The 14,132-nt window shown below is 46.1% G+C and carries 11 protein-coding genes and 2 tRNA genes; 7 read left to right on the forward strand and 6 right to left on the reverse strand.

The genetic code is table 11. The features are described 5' to 3' along the window. Positions 1 to 108: 108 nt before the first annotated feature. The 3 genes from OCV81_RS16570 to rsfS are packed head-to-tail and all read right to left on the reverse strand — an operon-like array spanning position 109 to position 3,412. A complete protein-coding gene (locus tag OCV81_RS16570) occupies positions 109 to 954 on the reverse strand; it encodes a phosphatidate cytidylyltransferase (RefSeq protein WP_148330984.1) in 846 nt (281 codons plus the stop codon). Between the two features lie 32 nt (positions 955 to 986). Next, a complete protein-coding gene (gene ftsH, locus OCV81_RS16575) occupies positions 987 to 3,035 on the reverse strand; it encodes an ATP-dependent zinc metalloprotease FtsH (RefSeq protein WP_148330985.1) in 2,049 nt (682 codons plus the stop codon). A gap of 17 nt (positions 3,036 to 3,052) precedes the next feature. Then, the gene (rsfS, locus tag OCV81_RS16580; RefSeq protein WP_148330986.1) at positions 3,053 to 3,412 is read right to left on the reverse strand and encodes a ribosome silencing factor; all 360 of its coding nucleotides are present in this window, start codon (positions 3,410 to 3,412) and stop codon (positions 3,053 to 3,055) included. 226 nt (positions 3,413 to 3,638) lie between these two features. Here rsfS and OCV81_RS16585 point away from each other — a divergent pair. From OCV81_RS16585 to OCV81_RS16605, 5 genes are all read left to right on the forward strand, one after another. Further along, positions 3,639 to 3,709, forward strand: a tRNA-Gln gene (locus OCV81_RS16585). A gap of 41 nt (positions 3,710 to 3,750) precedes the next feature. Next, positions 3,751 to 3,821 (forward strand) — tRNA-Gln (locus OCV81_RS16590). 231 nt (positions 3,822 to 4,052) lie between these two features. After that, positions 4,053 to 5,192, forward strand: coding sequence for an OmpA family protein (locus tag OCV81_RS16595; RefSeq protein WP_148330987.1), 1,140 nt, complete (start codon positions 4,053 to 4,055; stop codon positions 5,190 to 5,192). Positions 5,193 to 5,358: 166 nt separating this feature from the next. Then, the gene (locus tag OCV81_RS16600; protein WP_148330988.1) at positions 5,359 to 6,294 is read left to right on the forward strand and encodes a TIGR01212 family radical SAM protein; all 936 of its coding nucleotides are present in this window, start codon (positions 5,359 to 5,361) and stop codon (positions 6,292 to 6,294) included. Positions 6,295 to 6,329: 35 nt separating this feature from the next. Further along, positions 6,330 to 7,520: an FprA family A-type flavoprotein gene (locus tag OCV81_RS16605; RefSeq protein ID WP_148330989.1), complete on the forward strand. Its 1,191-nt coding sequence runs from the start codon at positions 6,330 to 6,332 to the stop codon at positions 7,518 to 7,520. 102 nt (positions 7,521 to 7,622) lie between these two features. Here the strand turns inward: OCV81_RS16605 and OCV81_RS16610 are convergent, their stop codons facing one another. Genes OCV81_RS16610 through OCV81_RS16620 form a run of 3 tightly spaced genes read right to left on the reverse strand, consistent with a single transcriptional unit; the run spans position 7,623 to position 11,181 of the window. Next, the gene (locus tag OCV81_RS16610) at positions 7,623 to 8,489 is read right to left on the reverse strand and encodes a mechanosensitive ion channel family protein (RefSeq protein ID WP_148330990.1); all 867 of its coding nucleotides are present in this window, start codon (positions 8,487 to 8,489) and stop codon (positions 7,623 to 7,625) included. A gap of 30 nt (positions 8,490 to 8,519) precedes the next feature. Further along, entirely contained in the window at positions 8,520 to 9,131 is a 612-nt protein-coding gene (locus tag OCV81_RS16615; RefSeq protein ID WP_148330991.1) for an L-threonylcarbamoyladenylate synthase, read from the reverse strand. A gap of 49 nt (positions 9,132 to 9,180) precedes the next feature. Beyond that, entirely contained in the window at positions 9,181 to 11,181 is a 2,001-nt protein-coding gene (locus OCV81_RS16620; protein WP_148330992.1) for an AAA family ATPase, read from the reverse strand. 578 nt (positions 11,182 to 11,759) lie between these two features. Between OCV81_RS16620 and OCV81_RS16625 the strand changes: the two genes are divergently transcribed. Together OCV81_RS16625 and OCV81_RS16630 are read left to right on the forward strand one after the other, a co-directional pair. After that, positions 11,760 to 13,127 (forward strand): MATE family efflux transporter, encoded by a 1,368-nt coding sequence (locus tag OCV81_RS16625; protein ID WP_148330994.1) that lies wholly within the window; start codon positions 11,760 to 11,762, stop codon positions 13,125 to 13,127. Between the two features lie 331 nt (positions 13,128 to 13,458). Then, complete coding sequence (locus OCV81_RS16630; protein WP_148330993.1) at positions 13,459 to 14,025, forward strand: Crp/Fnr family transcriptional regulator; 567 nt, start codon at positions 13,459 to 13,461, stop codon at positions 14,023 to 14,025. Positions 14,026 to 14,132: the final 107 nt, after the last annotated feature.

Genomic DNA, 14,132 nt, shown 5'->3' on the forward strand with positions numbered 1-14,132 from the left:
TAAAGATACAAAATCTTTAGGTAATAACAATGCCTCGGCTTGGGAAAGTCGGGGCGTTGTCATAAAAAAAGAGGGTATGCATTTTGACACACCCTCGCTTTTATCTTATTAGAAGAAAGAAATTACATACAAATAGACTACTGCAGCTGGTACAGCCATTAAGGTACTGTCAAACCGGTCTAGCATACCTCCATGTCCAGGGAGGATGTTTCCGGAATCCTTTATGCCCAGTGTGCGTTTCAGTAGAGATTCCGTCAAGTCACCCCAGGTTCCGAATATAACAATTGTTAGGGCCAGTCCAATCCATACACCTAATGTCATGAAGGGGAAGAAATGTGCCATGATAATAGCTGCGATGATGCTGAATGCGCCTCCTCCAATGGATCCTTCCCATGATTTCTTGGGCGAGATTCTTTCGAACAAACGATGTTTGCCAAACAGCATTCCTGTACAGTATGCACCAGTGTCGTTTATCCAGGTAAAGATAAAGATGGATAAAGGCAATATCGGGTTGTACTGTATGTTGTAATGTGCTTCACTGCCAATAGAATGATAGGCCAGTACATTCAGCATGGAAAACGACAAGGCGATGTAAACCTGGCTCATCATGGTATATGCCCAATTGTTCAACGGGTTTTTCTTTTTCAGATACAGTTCGCTTACTAGCAGATAAATGATAAGGAATAAATAAGGAATCAATATCTCGTTCTGTCCTGGCATTACTCCCAGATAGGCGAATCCGAAGAACAGAAAGACACCAGCCAACATGCAAATAGGCTTGTTGATTTCTACATCCTGCTGCTTACTGACAATGGTTCCAAATTCATGAATGGTCAATGCAGTAATAAGCGCGAACAGCAAGGAGAAAGAAATAGGTCCTCCTAAAATGCATCCTACCAGGATTCCTACGAATACGATTCCTGTAATAGCTCGTTGAATAAAATTACTTTTCACGTCGTTTTATATATTTCCAAATGAGTAGTCTGTTATTTTTCTTCTTCAGGTTGTGGAGATTCATCCGATGAAGGTTTTTCTTCTGGATTTTCTTTCTCGTCAGAAGTTTGTTGCGGCTTGCTTTCCAGCTGTTTGCTTTCTTGTGGCTTTTCTGCCTCAATTTGTGCATTGGCTGCCATTATTTCTTCTGAACGTGAAGTCCATGGACGTTTGCCGAATATGCGTTCCACATCTTCTGCAAAAATAACCTCTCGGTCTATCAGCATTTGTGCCAGCTGATTATGTCCTTCACTGTGTTCTCTCAATAACGCTTTTGCCCGCATGTATTGTTCATTGATCATGTTTTGTACTTCTTGGTCAATGAGTTCGGCGGTATGTTCGCTGTATGGTTTGGTGAAGCTATAATCTTCGCTGCTGTTATAGTAACAGAGGTTAGGGAGCTTGTCGCTCATTCCGGCGTATGCAATCATGCCGTATGCTTGTTTTGTCACCCGTTCCAAGTCGTTCATGGCTCCTGTGGAAATATGTCCGATAAAAATTTCTTCCGCAGCACGTCCTCCCAGTGTGGCACACATTTCATCCAGCATCTGTTCCTTAGTCGTAATTTGACGCTCTTCTGGAAGATACCAGGCTGCACCTAACGCACGCCCTCTGGGCACAATGGTGACCTTGATCAGCGGGTTGGCATGCTCCAAAAACCAGGAGATTGTAGCATGTCCTGCTTCGTGTAATGCAATGGCGCGTTTTTCGGCTGCTGTCATGACTTTTGTTTTCTTTTCCAGACCACCTACAATACGGTCGATTGCTGCCAGAAAGTCATCTTTGCCTACGCTCTTTTTTTGGTGGCGAGCTGCAATCAAAGCTGCTTCGTTGCATACATTGGCAATGTCTGCTCCGCTGAATCCTGGTGTTTGACGGGCCAGCAGGTCTACGTCTACACTATCATCCAGCTTCAGGGGTCTCAGATGTACCCCAAACACTTCCTTTCGCTCATTTAAATCTGGTAAATCAACGTATATCTGACGGTCAAAACGACCTGCACGCAGTAAAGCCTTATCCAGGATGTCTACTCGGTTGGTAGCAGCTAGGATGATAACACCGCTATTGGAGCCGAAACCATCCATTTCGGTTAAAAGCTGATTCAATGTGTTTTCGCGTTCATCGTTTCCTCCCATGCTCGGGTTTTTACCGCGCGCACGTCCTACCGCATCAATTTCATCAATGAAAATGATACATGGGGCTTTTTCCTTTGCTTGACGGAACAAGTCGCGTACGCGAGACGCTCCCACACCGACAAACATTTCTACGAAGTCGGAACCGGATATGGAAAAGAACGGTACATCTGCCTCTCCGGCTACAGCCTTTGCCAGTAATGTTTTACCGGTTCCCGGAGGACCTACCAGCAAAGCACCCTTAGGAATTTTACCGCCCAGTTCCGTATATTTCTGAGGTTGTTTCAAGAAATCTACAATCTCCTGCACTTCCTGTTTGGCTGCAGCCTGTCCTGCTACATCCTTGAATGTGATGCGGTTGGTACCTTTTTCAAAAAGCTGTGCCTTACTTCTGCCTACATTGAAAACATTCGATGAGCCACCGGCACCTCCTCCGCCTCCCATGCGTCGCATAAGAAACATCCAGAGGGCAATAATGGCGACAAAAGGCAACACGTTCCAGATTATCAGGCTGAAATAGTCATTTTTCTTTTCATATTGTATGGAACCTGTGAAGTTTCCTGATTTTGTTTGTTCGTCCAGAAATTTCTCCAATGCTTCCATAGAGCCGATTTGTACATTGATGGCCGGGCTTCTGCCTACTTTGCTTGCGTCTTTCTTAAAGACGTCTACAATGTGCTCCGGTTTGATGTACATTTCTACCGTATTGTTGTCGTATGCCACTATTTTATCGGCATACCCTTTGGTTATCATTTCCTGAAATTCCGTATAGTTTACCTCTTTGCTGGCACTCCCTTCATCACCAGATATATAGAGAAAGCCGAATACTAAGGCAATAATGACATAAAGCCACGTCAGACTAAAACGTGGTGCATTTAGTTTAGGTTTATTATTTGTATTGTCACTCATATCGTTTCCTTATTATATTAATCTAAATCGGGAATGTGGGTTAATTGTGCATCTGCCCATAAATGTTCCAGATTGTAAAAAATGCGAACTTCTGGCAGAAAGACGTGAACAATTACATCGATGTAATCCATGGCTACCCATTGCGCGTTTCTTAAACCGTCTATGGCATAAGCCTTGGTTCCCGTTTCTTTTCTGACATGTTCTTTGATTGAATCAACGATGGCGAGTACTTGGCTTGGCGAGTTTCCTTGACAAATGACAAAATACTTGCAAATTGTATCTTCTATTTCGGTTAAATCAACAATGACGATTTGTTTGCCTTTTTTTTCTTGAATCCCTTCTGTGATTTTTTCTATTAAATTTGTTGTTTCGTTCATTCTTTTGAATATTCCTATTTTTAAAATGAAAAATAAAGTTCTTTATATAATAAGGGCAAATATACTTGCTTTTCTGTATATCACGAAAATTTTTGCTTGAAAGAAGATGAAAAAAGAAGAAAAATATATTTTTGGGAAGAAAAAAACGGGTGAAAGCTTTGTATGTTCCAAAAAAGTTGTACCTTTGCACCGTCAAACAAAAAGACAACAATCGTTCTTTTGACTTTGGGCTATGGTGTAATGGTAACACAACAGATTCTGGTCCTGTTTTTCTTGGTTCGAATCCGAGTAGCCCAACTTCATTTTGCAGCGTTTCCATGGAGGAAGCAAAGCGTTATTGGGCTATGGTGTAATGGTAACACAACAGATTCTGGTCCTGTTTTTCTTGGTTCGAATCCGAGTAGCCCAACAGGAAGGTGCTCCGAGTAAATCGGGGCACCTTTTTTATGTCTTATAATTCGTTTGTTGTTAATCTTGTTTATCTCACATAATCAACTAGTTGCGCGCTTTTGTCTCCCTTTTTTTCTTCTTAATGAGTGTTAATTGTTCGTTCCTTTACAAACATTTTCTTCAACAATCTAGTTATAAAGTCATCGAGATTGATAAATGTAATTAGGTATTAGCGTTTTTGAATGAAAAGATGAAAAAGGTAACTATTTTAGCTGCCGCATTGGCTGTTACGTCTCTTTCTGTGAACGCACAAAAAGCGTATGAAGGGAGCCGTTTTTTTGACAACTGGTACGTGGGTGTGAAAGGTGGAGTGACTACTCCTACTACTCATTCTGCTTTCTGGCGTAACATGCGGGCAGAAACCGGCCTTGAACTGGGTAAACAGATTACTCCCGTGTTTGGAGTTTCTTTTGAAGGATTAACGGGTATCAACACGTCTGTCAGCAAGACTGCTTTTGACGACTTGAACCTGGGTCTGTTGGGTAAGATTAATCTGAACAATCTTTTTGGCGGATACAATGGCCAGCCGAGATTGTTTGAGGTGGAAGGTATTGCTGGATTTGGCTGGGGACATGATTTCATGAATTCAGGTGTGGGAAGTGATCGCTCTTACATGGTGAGCCGTTTTGGTGCCAGCTTGAATTTTAATCTGGGTGAGAAAAAAGCATGGGCAGTGAATGTACGTCCAGCCGTTGTGTATAGAATGGATGGTGACCGCGCACACGTGTTGAATGTCAATAAGTCGAAGATTGAAGTGTTGGCAGGAGTGACTTATCGTTTTGCCAGCAGCAACGGTAAGCATTATATGACTATCCAGAAGCCTTATAATCAGGCAGAGGTCAATTCTCTGAATGAATCCATCAATGCGTTGCGTGCGGAAAATGCCCGTAAGGAGGAAGCTTTGAACGCAAAAGAAGCTGAAAATGCTCGTCTGGCAAAGGAACTGAACGATTTGAAGAACGCTCCGAAGCAGGTACAGACCATTGTACAGAACACTCATTCCAAGTCGTTGGAGTCTGTGGTGACTTTCCGTCAGGGAAAGACTTCCATCAGTGCAGACCAGGTGCCTAATGTAGAGCGTATTGCTACTTATATGAAGAACAACCCGAAGAGTACGGTGGTTATCAAGGGATATGCTTCTCCGGAAGGTAGTGCGGAAGTCAATGCACGTGTGGCCAATCAGCGTGCGGAAGCCGTGAAGGATATGTTGATTAGCAAATATAAAATCAGTGCTTCACGTATTACGGCTGAAGGTCAGGGAGTAGGCGATATGTTCTCTGAACCGGACTGGAACCGGGTAAGTATTGCGACTTTGAACGAAGCGGAATAATTCTTTTTAAATTGAAATAATGTACTCTGAAGGCTGTTGCGGGTAACACTGTGACAGCCTTTTTTATGTTTTGTCCGTGGTAGGGAGGTTTTTGCATTTCTTGTATTTATGAATTGTGGGAAAAGTGGCTGAAAAGCATTATCTTTGTCCCCGAATTTGTAAAATCATGGAAGAACGTACACGATACAATGATTTTGCCAACTTTCTGGCACTTCACTTTCCTTTCAAGGTACAGAAAATTTCCCTGAATGTGGGATTTACCTGTCCGAACAGGGATGGGGTGAAAGGATATGGTGGATGTACCTACTGCAATAACCAGACGTTTAATCCAGCCTATTGCCGGACGGATAAGTCGGTGACAGAGCAGTTGGAGGAGGGGAAGGCCTTTTTTGCACGGAAATATCCGGAGATGAGATACCTTGCCTATTTTCAGGCTTATACCAATACCTATGCGGAGTTGGAAAAGTTGCAGAAGATGTATGAAGATGCCCTTCGGGTGAAAGGGGTTGTCGGACTGGTGATTGGTACTCGCCCTGACTGTATGCCTGAAGAGTTGTTGGATTATCTGGAAGACCTGAATCGCCGGACTTTTCTGCTGGTGGAGTATGGTATTGAGAGTACGGACAACCGGACCTTGCAGCGGATTAACCGCGGACATACGTTTGAATGTACGGCAGATGCCGTGAAACGTACGGCGGAAAGAGGGATACGTGTAGGCGGTCATGTTATTTTGGGATTGCCGGGAGAAGACCACGAGGCCATCATCCGTCAGGCTGCACAGGTGTCGGAATTGCCTTTGACGACGTTGAAAATGCATCAGTTGCAGTTGGTGCGCGGCACACGTATGGCCCGTGAGTATGAGGTGTGTCCAGAGGACTTCCATTTGTATGAGGTGGACGAGTATATTGACTTGGTGATTGATTACCTGGAGCGTGTGCGTCCCGACCTGGTGCTGGAACGTTTTGTGTCGCAATCGCCCAAGGAATTGCTGATAGCGCCCGACTGGGGAATCAAGAATTACGAGTTTGCTGTTCGCATGAAGCGTCGTCTGCAGGAAAGGGATACTTGGCAGGGTAAGTTTTATAATAAGGAAAAAGAATAAAAAACAATATAGTATTTTTAATTAATAGGATATCAATGGAAATTAAAGGTAAAGTTCATTATGTCGGTGTGAACGACCGCACAAAAGCATTGTTTGAGAATTTGTGGCCACTGCCGTACGGCGTATCTTACAACTCTTATCTGATTGCAGATGACGATATGGTGGCACTGGTGGATACGGTAGATGTCGCTTTCTTTGAAGTTTATATCAAGAAAATCCGCAGCATCATCGGCGACCGTAAAATCAATTATCTGATTATTAATCACATGGAACCTGACCATTCAGGCTCTATCGCGTTGATTAAGAAATACTATCCTGAAATTGTGCTGGTTGGAAACAAGAAGACTTTCGACATGGTAGAAGGATACTATGGCGTGACAGGTGAACGTTACGTAGTGGGTGAGGGTGATTTCCTGAAATTGGGACACCACAACCTGCGTTTCTATTTGGTGCCGATGGTTCACTGGCCGGAAACCATGGTCACATTCGATGAAACGGAAGGAATCCTGTTCTCAGGTGATGCCTTCGGATGCTTCGGCGCTTTGAACGGAGGTTGCATCGACCGCAACATCAATACCGATATTTATTGGAACGAAATGCGCCGTTACTATGCCAACATTGTAGGTAAGTTTGGCAATCCGGTGCAGAAAGCCTTGCAGAAATGTGGTGGCCTGCCTATCAAGATGATTTGTCCGACTCACGGACCGGTATGGGAAGAATATATTCCGAAAGTGGTGGATATGTACGACAAGATGAGCCGCTATGAAGGTGAAGAAGGAGTGGTGATTGCTTATGGTACGATGTATGGCAACACAGAAGAACTGGCTGAAACCATTGCGGAAGAATTGAGTGCACAAGGTATCAAGAACATCGTGCTGCACAATGTATCTCATACGCCTCATTCTTATATCCTGGCCGATATCTTCAAATACAAAGGACTGATTGCGGGTTGTACGACTTACAACATGCAGCTGTATCCTGAGATGGAGTCCTTGCTCAACAAGGTGGCTGCCCGTGAAATGAAGAACCGTCTGTTCGGTTACTTCGGCTCATTCACCTGGGCCAGTGCGGCGGTAAAGAAACTGGGTGAATTCACAGAGAAACTGAAATTCGAAGTGGTAGGTAACCCGATTGAAATGAAGCAGAGCATGAAAGCCGACAACTATGCGCAGGCGAAGGAATTGGCAAAGGCTATGGCTGACCGTCTGAAAGCTGACCGGAAATAAGAAGCGAATTTCCTTTTAGGAGATAGGATATAAAAAATCTTCCACTGAGGTAACGCCCTTCGGTGGAAGATTTTTTTGTAGGTAGTATAAGCAATTGGGAAATCAGTCTTTTGCCTGATGTACCGTCAACTGCGGGAACGGGAATCCGATGCCTTCCTTGTTGAAGGTGTCATACACGATTTGGTTCATGTCGAAATATACGTCCCAGTAGTTTTCGGTCTTGGTCCAGACACGTACCTTGATATCCACGCTGCTGGCCGACAAGGCTCCCAGCCCGATGAAAGGAGCAGGAGTGGTCAGAATACGGGTATCTGCCGCGATGATGCGTTCCAGTACGGCTTTTACTTTCTCAAAGTCTTCTCCATATTCCACGCCGAACACCCATTCCGCACGGCGCATTTCCTGTTTGCTGTAGTTGGTGATGGCATTGCTGCTCAATGCACCGTTGGGCACGTAAATGATACGGTTGTCTGTCGTAGCCAGGATGGTATGGAAAATCTGGATTTCCTTGACTGTTCCGCTGGCATTCTGTCCGTCGATGTAGTCGCCCACCTTGAACGGCTTGAACACCAGGATAATCAGTCCTCCGGCAAAGTTTGACAGGTTGCCCGACAGTGCCATACCGATAGCCACACCGGCAGAGGCCAGGATGGCGGCAAAGCTCGTGGTTTCTACGCCCAGCTTACTCACGATGGCAAATGCCAGAATCAGGTTCAATAAGATGTTGAGCAGACTTTTCAGGAAGGTCTGCACGCTGATTTCCAGTTTCCTTTTCTCCAGAATCTTGCTGACCAGCCGTCCGATTTGCTTGATGATGAACCGGCCTACAATGTAGATGATGATGGCTGCCAGAATGTCTTTTCCCACTTCAATACCCCAGTTGAGCAGTTTGTCCAGAATTTGTTCCACATTGATTCTGGAAGCTGCCTTGCCTGCCTGTGCAGTTGCTTGTAATAATGTAAGTAACATGATTTGATGATTAATTAATAATACAGTTATTTATTCCTTCAATATACCTTTTCCCTCTCTGATAATTTCAGGTACATCTTCACAACAATTTATCACGGTAGAAGGTTCAATGCCTCCTGTACCTCCGTCGATAATCAGGTCGGTCACACTGCCGAACTTTTCCTCAATCAGTTCCGGGTCGGTGATGTATTCGATGTCCTCTCCCTTTTCCAGCGGAAGGGTCGTGGTCAGAATCGGGGCATCGAGCAGGCGGCAGATTTCGCGGATGATAGCGTTGTCGGGCACACGGATACCCACTTCTTTTCGGTTGCGGAAAATTTTGGGCAACCGGCTGTTGGCGTTCAGAATGAAGGTGAACGGGCCGGGCAGGTTACGTTTCATCAGCTTGAAAGTGGCGTTGCTCACCTGTGCATATTCGCTGATGTTACTCAGGTCGTAGCAGATGATGGACAGGTTGTGCTTGCGTGGGTCGATATTTTTCAGCTTGCAGATACGTTCGATGGGCCGTTCTTTCAAGGCGTGACACCCGATGGCATACACCGTATCGGTGGGATAGATAAGGATTCCGCCGTCGTTCAGCAGGTCGACTACGCGTTGCAAGTCTTCCGGTCGATTGTTTTTGGGATATAATTTCAGTATCATGGCGTTCGGTCACGAAGATGAGACCTCGTGAATCGCAAAAATAAGAAATTTATTTCTTTTTCTTCCGTAGTTCTTCCGCAATTCGATAATGGATGGCTGCTTCTATTTCTTTTCCGCTTTTTTCGAGTGCCTCGGCAAAATATTCATGTGCTCCCGCATGCTGGGGTTTCAGGCTGGTCGCCTTGTCCAGGTCGGTCAGGGCCTCTTCCGTTTTTCCGGTCAGCAGCCGGAGTTTTCCACGGTTGTACACCGCCTTGAACTCCTGAGGTCGGAGTTGTACAGCCCGGTTCAGGCATTCTTCCGCTTCTTCCACCCGGTCTTCATCGAAGAAGGTCACTCCCTTGCGTACCCAGGCATCCACGTATTCCGGGTACAGCTCCAAGGCCTTGTCGTAGTTGGCCTGTGCGGCCCGCGGGTCGTGCGCTTTGGTGATGCACTCGTTGCCCATCAGGTAGTATTCGCGGGCATATTTCTGCAGGTTCTGCCGTTGCTGCTGCATTTGCTCTTTAAGCTGTCGGTTTTCTTCCTTGAGCTGGTTGATGAGGCCCAGTTTCCGGCGGATAAACCGTTGGATGAGTGGTTTCTCAATGTCGTATCGGCTGTGGATGGCCTTGAAGAAAGCTTCCAGAAATTCCGCAAATTCTCCTTTGTCGAAGGCTTTCACGGCTGCCACGTATTGGATATCGGCCTGTGCCTGTTTCATGGCCCGTTCAAAGGTCTGGTTGTCATTGAAACGCTGGGCAAAGCTGACGATTTCCGGGCGGACAAATACATCGGCCGGTGAGATGCGTCGTTTCAGCTGGATACCTTCGAGCGAAGTGCAGCGGCTCAGGGCCACGTACGCCTGTCCGCCAGCAAATACCCCTCCCGTAAAGTCGATGATGACCCGGTTGAACGTGAGTCCCTGGCTCTTGTGTACGGTGATGGCCCAGGCCAGCCGGATGGGATATTGGGTAAAGGTGCCCAGTTCTTCTTCTTCTATCTTCTTCTCAGTCTCGTTGTAGCGGTAGCGGATGTTGCTCCAGCTTTCCTTATGCACGTCAAACTCACTGCCGTCTTCCGTCACCACATAGATGGTGCCATCGGCCGAGAGTCCCGACACGGTGCCGATGGTACCGTTCACCCAGCGTTTTTCCTGGTCGTTCTTGATGAAAATCACCTGTGCACCCGGTTTGATGACCAGCTCCATGAGGGTGGGAAGGCTGCTTTCGGGGAACTCCCCGTGTATTTCTCCTTTCAGTGTGACCGGGTCGCCCGGCAGTTCTTCCAGCTTCTTTTCGTTGATGTAGTCCACGTTGTCCCGGCGGGTGGCCAGGGTGATGTAGAGGTCGTTCTCTTCCGGGCAGGGAGGTGTCGGGGTGTAACGGGTGTTCAGCAGTTGCAGGTCGGCGGCTCCGGCGGTATTGGTCCGGATATGGTCGAGTACGCTGACAAACACCTTGTCGGTCTGCCGGTACACCTTGGTCAGCTCAATCGACACCAGTTCCATTTCCTGAAACACCTTGGCCGAGAAGAAATACGGGTTCGGGTAGAAACGGTTCAGAATCTCCCGTTCGTCACTTTTCACTACCGGCTCCAGCTGGAACACGTCGCCCACCAGCAGCAACTGTTTTCCGCCGAAGGGTTCACGCAGGTTGTGCGAGTAGGTACGCAGTACCTTGTCGATAAAGTCGATGATATCGGCCCGCACCATGGAAATCTCGTCAATGATGACGAGCTCAATGTTTTGAATCAGTTTCCGGTGGTCGGCCGAATATTTCAGGAAATCTTTCAGTTTCCGTCCCTGAAACTTCGGGTCGTCCGGCAGAAGCGGATGAAACGGGAGCTTGAAAAAGCTGTGCAGGGTACTTCCGCCCGCATTGATGGCCGCAATGCCCGTAGGAGCCAGCACCACATATTTCTTTTTGGTATGCTGGCAGACGTATTTCAGGAAAGTAGACTTACCCGTGCCCGCTTTTCCGGTCAGGAAGACCGACTGGCGGGTGTATTGGATGAGCTTCAGGGCATTCTGAAATTCAGGATTGTCGGTATCTATCAGGGTCGGAGTCATGGGGTGTGGTTTTTAGAAGCAAAGATACAGACAAAAGGGCAATAAAAAAAGCGGTTGGATTTCCAACCGCTTTTTCGTCAGAATATTTACGAGAAGCCTTTCGGCATTTATCAGATTCATTCTTCAAATGCTGAACTTGTCAGCGCCGCCTGTTTATTTGCGTCTTTCGTCGCTCAGCATTACATAACCCCAGATTATCGGATCTGCATTGGCAATCTTGTGGAAAATGTTTTTTACCTTTTTCATAATTGTTATCCTTTCTTTTTTTAGTTAGTTTAATTAAATCTTCTGGCGGGCTTCCCAGCTGGCCTTTGCTGTACTTGTTACCTAATTTATAATTACCTATGAAAACTTTTTGTGGGCCTCTTTCTTATTGCCCTTTTCTTTTTACACCACAAAGATAGGACTTTCTTTCTTATGAAATATGTTTTATAGCATATTTTTCAAGTGAAGGCCCGATTTGTTGATGTAAATCAAATCCGAGGATGAAATGATTGCTTTTCGGTTACATTCTTCTTCTTCTCTCCTGAAAAACTCGTAACTTTGCTTCCGTTTTTGGAAGATTTATGGCAGCAAGAATCAACAATCAATACGAAGAGCGCCTGGGGACGGAACGAATGCTTCCCCTTATTTTCAAGATGGCGTTGCCGGCAGTGGCCGCACAGTTTGTCAATCTCCTATATAATATAGTAGACCGCATTTACATCGGGCACATTCCCGAAATCGGGACGAATGCGCTGGCGGGAGTGGGAGTGACCACCTCCCTCGTTATCCTGATTTCTTCATTTTCGGCCATTGTGGGAGCCGGAGGAGCCCCGCTGGCCGCCATGGCTTTGGGACAGGGCGACCGGGTGCGTGCGGGAAAGATTTTGGGCAATGGTTTCATGCTGCTGATACTGTTTACCGTCCTCACTTCGCTGGTGTCTTATCTGTGCATGGAGCCCATCCTGAAGTTTGCGGGAGCTTCTGCCGTCACACTGCCTTACGCGGAAGATTATCTTTCGGTGTATTTGCTGGGTACGCTGTTCGTGGAAATTTCCACCGGACTCAATACCTTCATTAATTCACAGGGACGCCCCAGCATTGCCATGTATTCTGTGCTGATTGGAGCTTTGCTGAATATCGTGCTCGACCCGATTTTCATCTTCTGGTTCGACATGGGCGTGAAGGGAGCGGCCTTGGCCACCATTCTTTCACAGGCCTGCAGTGCTTGTTGGGTATTGGGTTTCTTGTGTTCCGACCGGGCTTCCCTGCGTTTGGAAAAGCGCTATTTGAAATTTGACCGCCGCATTGTGGGGGGGATGCTGGCGTTGGGTGTGTCTCCTTTCATTATGGCCAGCACGGAAAGCCTGGTAGGGTTTGTACTGAACGGCAGTCTGGAGAAATTTGGCGATATCTATGTGGGCGCTTTGGCCATCCTGCAAAGTGCCATGCAACTGGTCAGCGTGCCGCTCACCGGTTTTGCCCAAGGTTTTGTGCCGGTGGCCAGTTATAACTACGGGCATGGCGACCGGCAGCGGGTGAAAGACTGTTTCCGGATTGTGCTGACGGTGATGTTCTCCTTCAATTTCGTCCTGATGCTGCTGATGATTTGTTTCCCGTCGGTAGTGGCTTCCGCCTTTACGAGAGACCGCGAACTGATTGCCACCGTGGAGCATGTGTTGCCGATTTTCCTCGCCGGAATGACTATCTTCGGCCTGCAGCGTGCCTGTCAGAACATGTTCGTCGCCCTTGGCCAAGCCCGGATTTCCATTTTTATCGCCTTGCTCCGTAAGGTTATTCTGCTGGTACCTCTTGCCTTAGTGTTGCCCCGTTTCTTCGATGTGGAAGGCGTGTTTCTGGCTGAGGCCGTTTCGGATGCTACAGCCGCCATCTGCTGCACCCTGCTCTTCTTCTGGCAGTTTCCGAAGATACTCCGCAAGGCCCCGGTTCCCGTGAAAAAATAGATTTTGTGGAATGATAGGGTAAATTCATTGAAACACAAGTAGATAAGGTGTAAAACGTATAAGCATATTCTCTGTCCCACAGTGTGGGATATAAAAACCACAGTGTGGGATACATATTTCACACTGTGAAATACAAATCCCGCAGTGTGAAACAGAGAAAGTATAGAGAGATTTACAGTTATTCTTGGGGATGTTTGTGATTAAGGACGATTGCTGCACAATTTTTTTTCAGAAATCACCTTTCATACCATAAATCTCTGTAATTTTAACCTCCGGGAATCTGCCAGGGATTTTCTTGTATTGTATTCGTATGTGGGGGTAAGATTAATCGATGAAAAATATTATTGAGAGTATCAGAAAGCAATGTCCTGTATCCGACTCTACGATTGAGGAGCTGGAGTCTTATTTGACACCTTGTACTTTTCCTAAAAAGTACCAACTGATTAAAGAAGGAATTTATTGCAAATATGCCTATTTCATAGAAAAAGGTATCATAAGAGCCTATTGGATGGTGGATGGAGAGGAATATACCACTTCATTTGGCACAGAAGGCGGCATTGTGTTCAGTATGGATGAGCTTTATTACAATAGGAAAAGTGAGGAATATGTAGAAACCTTGGAAGAAGTGCAAGCCTACAGAATCAGTATAACCGACCTCCAACATCTGTTCGAAACGAATCTGGAACTATGCAACTGGGGGAGAATCATCCATCAGAATGAATACAGAAGGCTCCACAGAAGTCATAAAGAGCGGCTGTCGCTTCCGGCCAAGGAACGTTATGAGGAATTCCAGAAACAGTTTCCCGAAATATGCAGGAAGGTGAACTTGAAATACATTGCTTCTTATCTGGGGATTACCCTTTCCACGCTCAGCAGACTGCGAAGCAAAAAGCCATAATTTGATGTAGGACAACATTAGTGTCCAATAAAAATGGACGAGTTAAAAAATTAATCAAATAGTCCTTCAAAAAGGGGATAATCGAGTTCTTTGATATCGTTGAAATC

It is taken from the genome of Phocaeicola fibrisolvens (assembly GCF_025567125.1).
In the GTDB taxonomy this organism is placed as follows: domain Bacteria; phylum Bacteroidota; class Bacteroidia; order Bacteroidales; family Bacteroidaceae; genus Phocaeicola; species Phocaeicola fibrisolvens.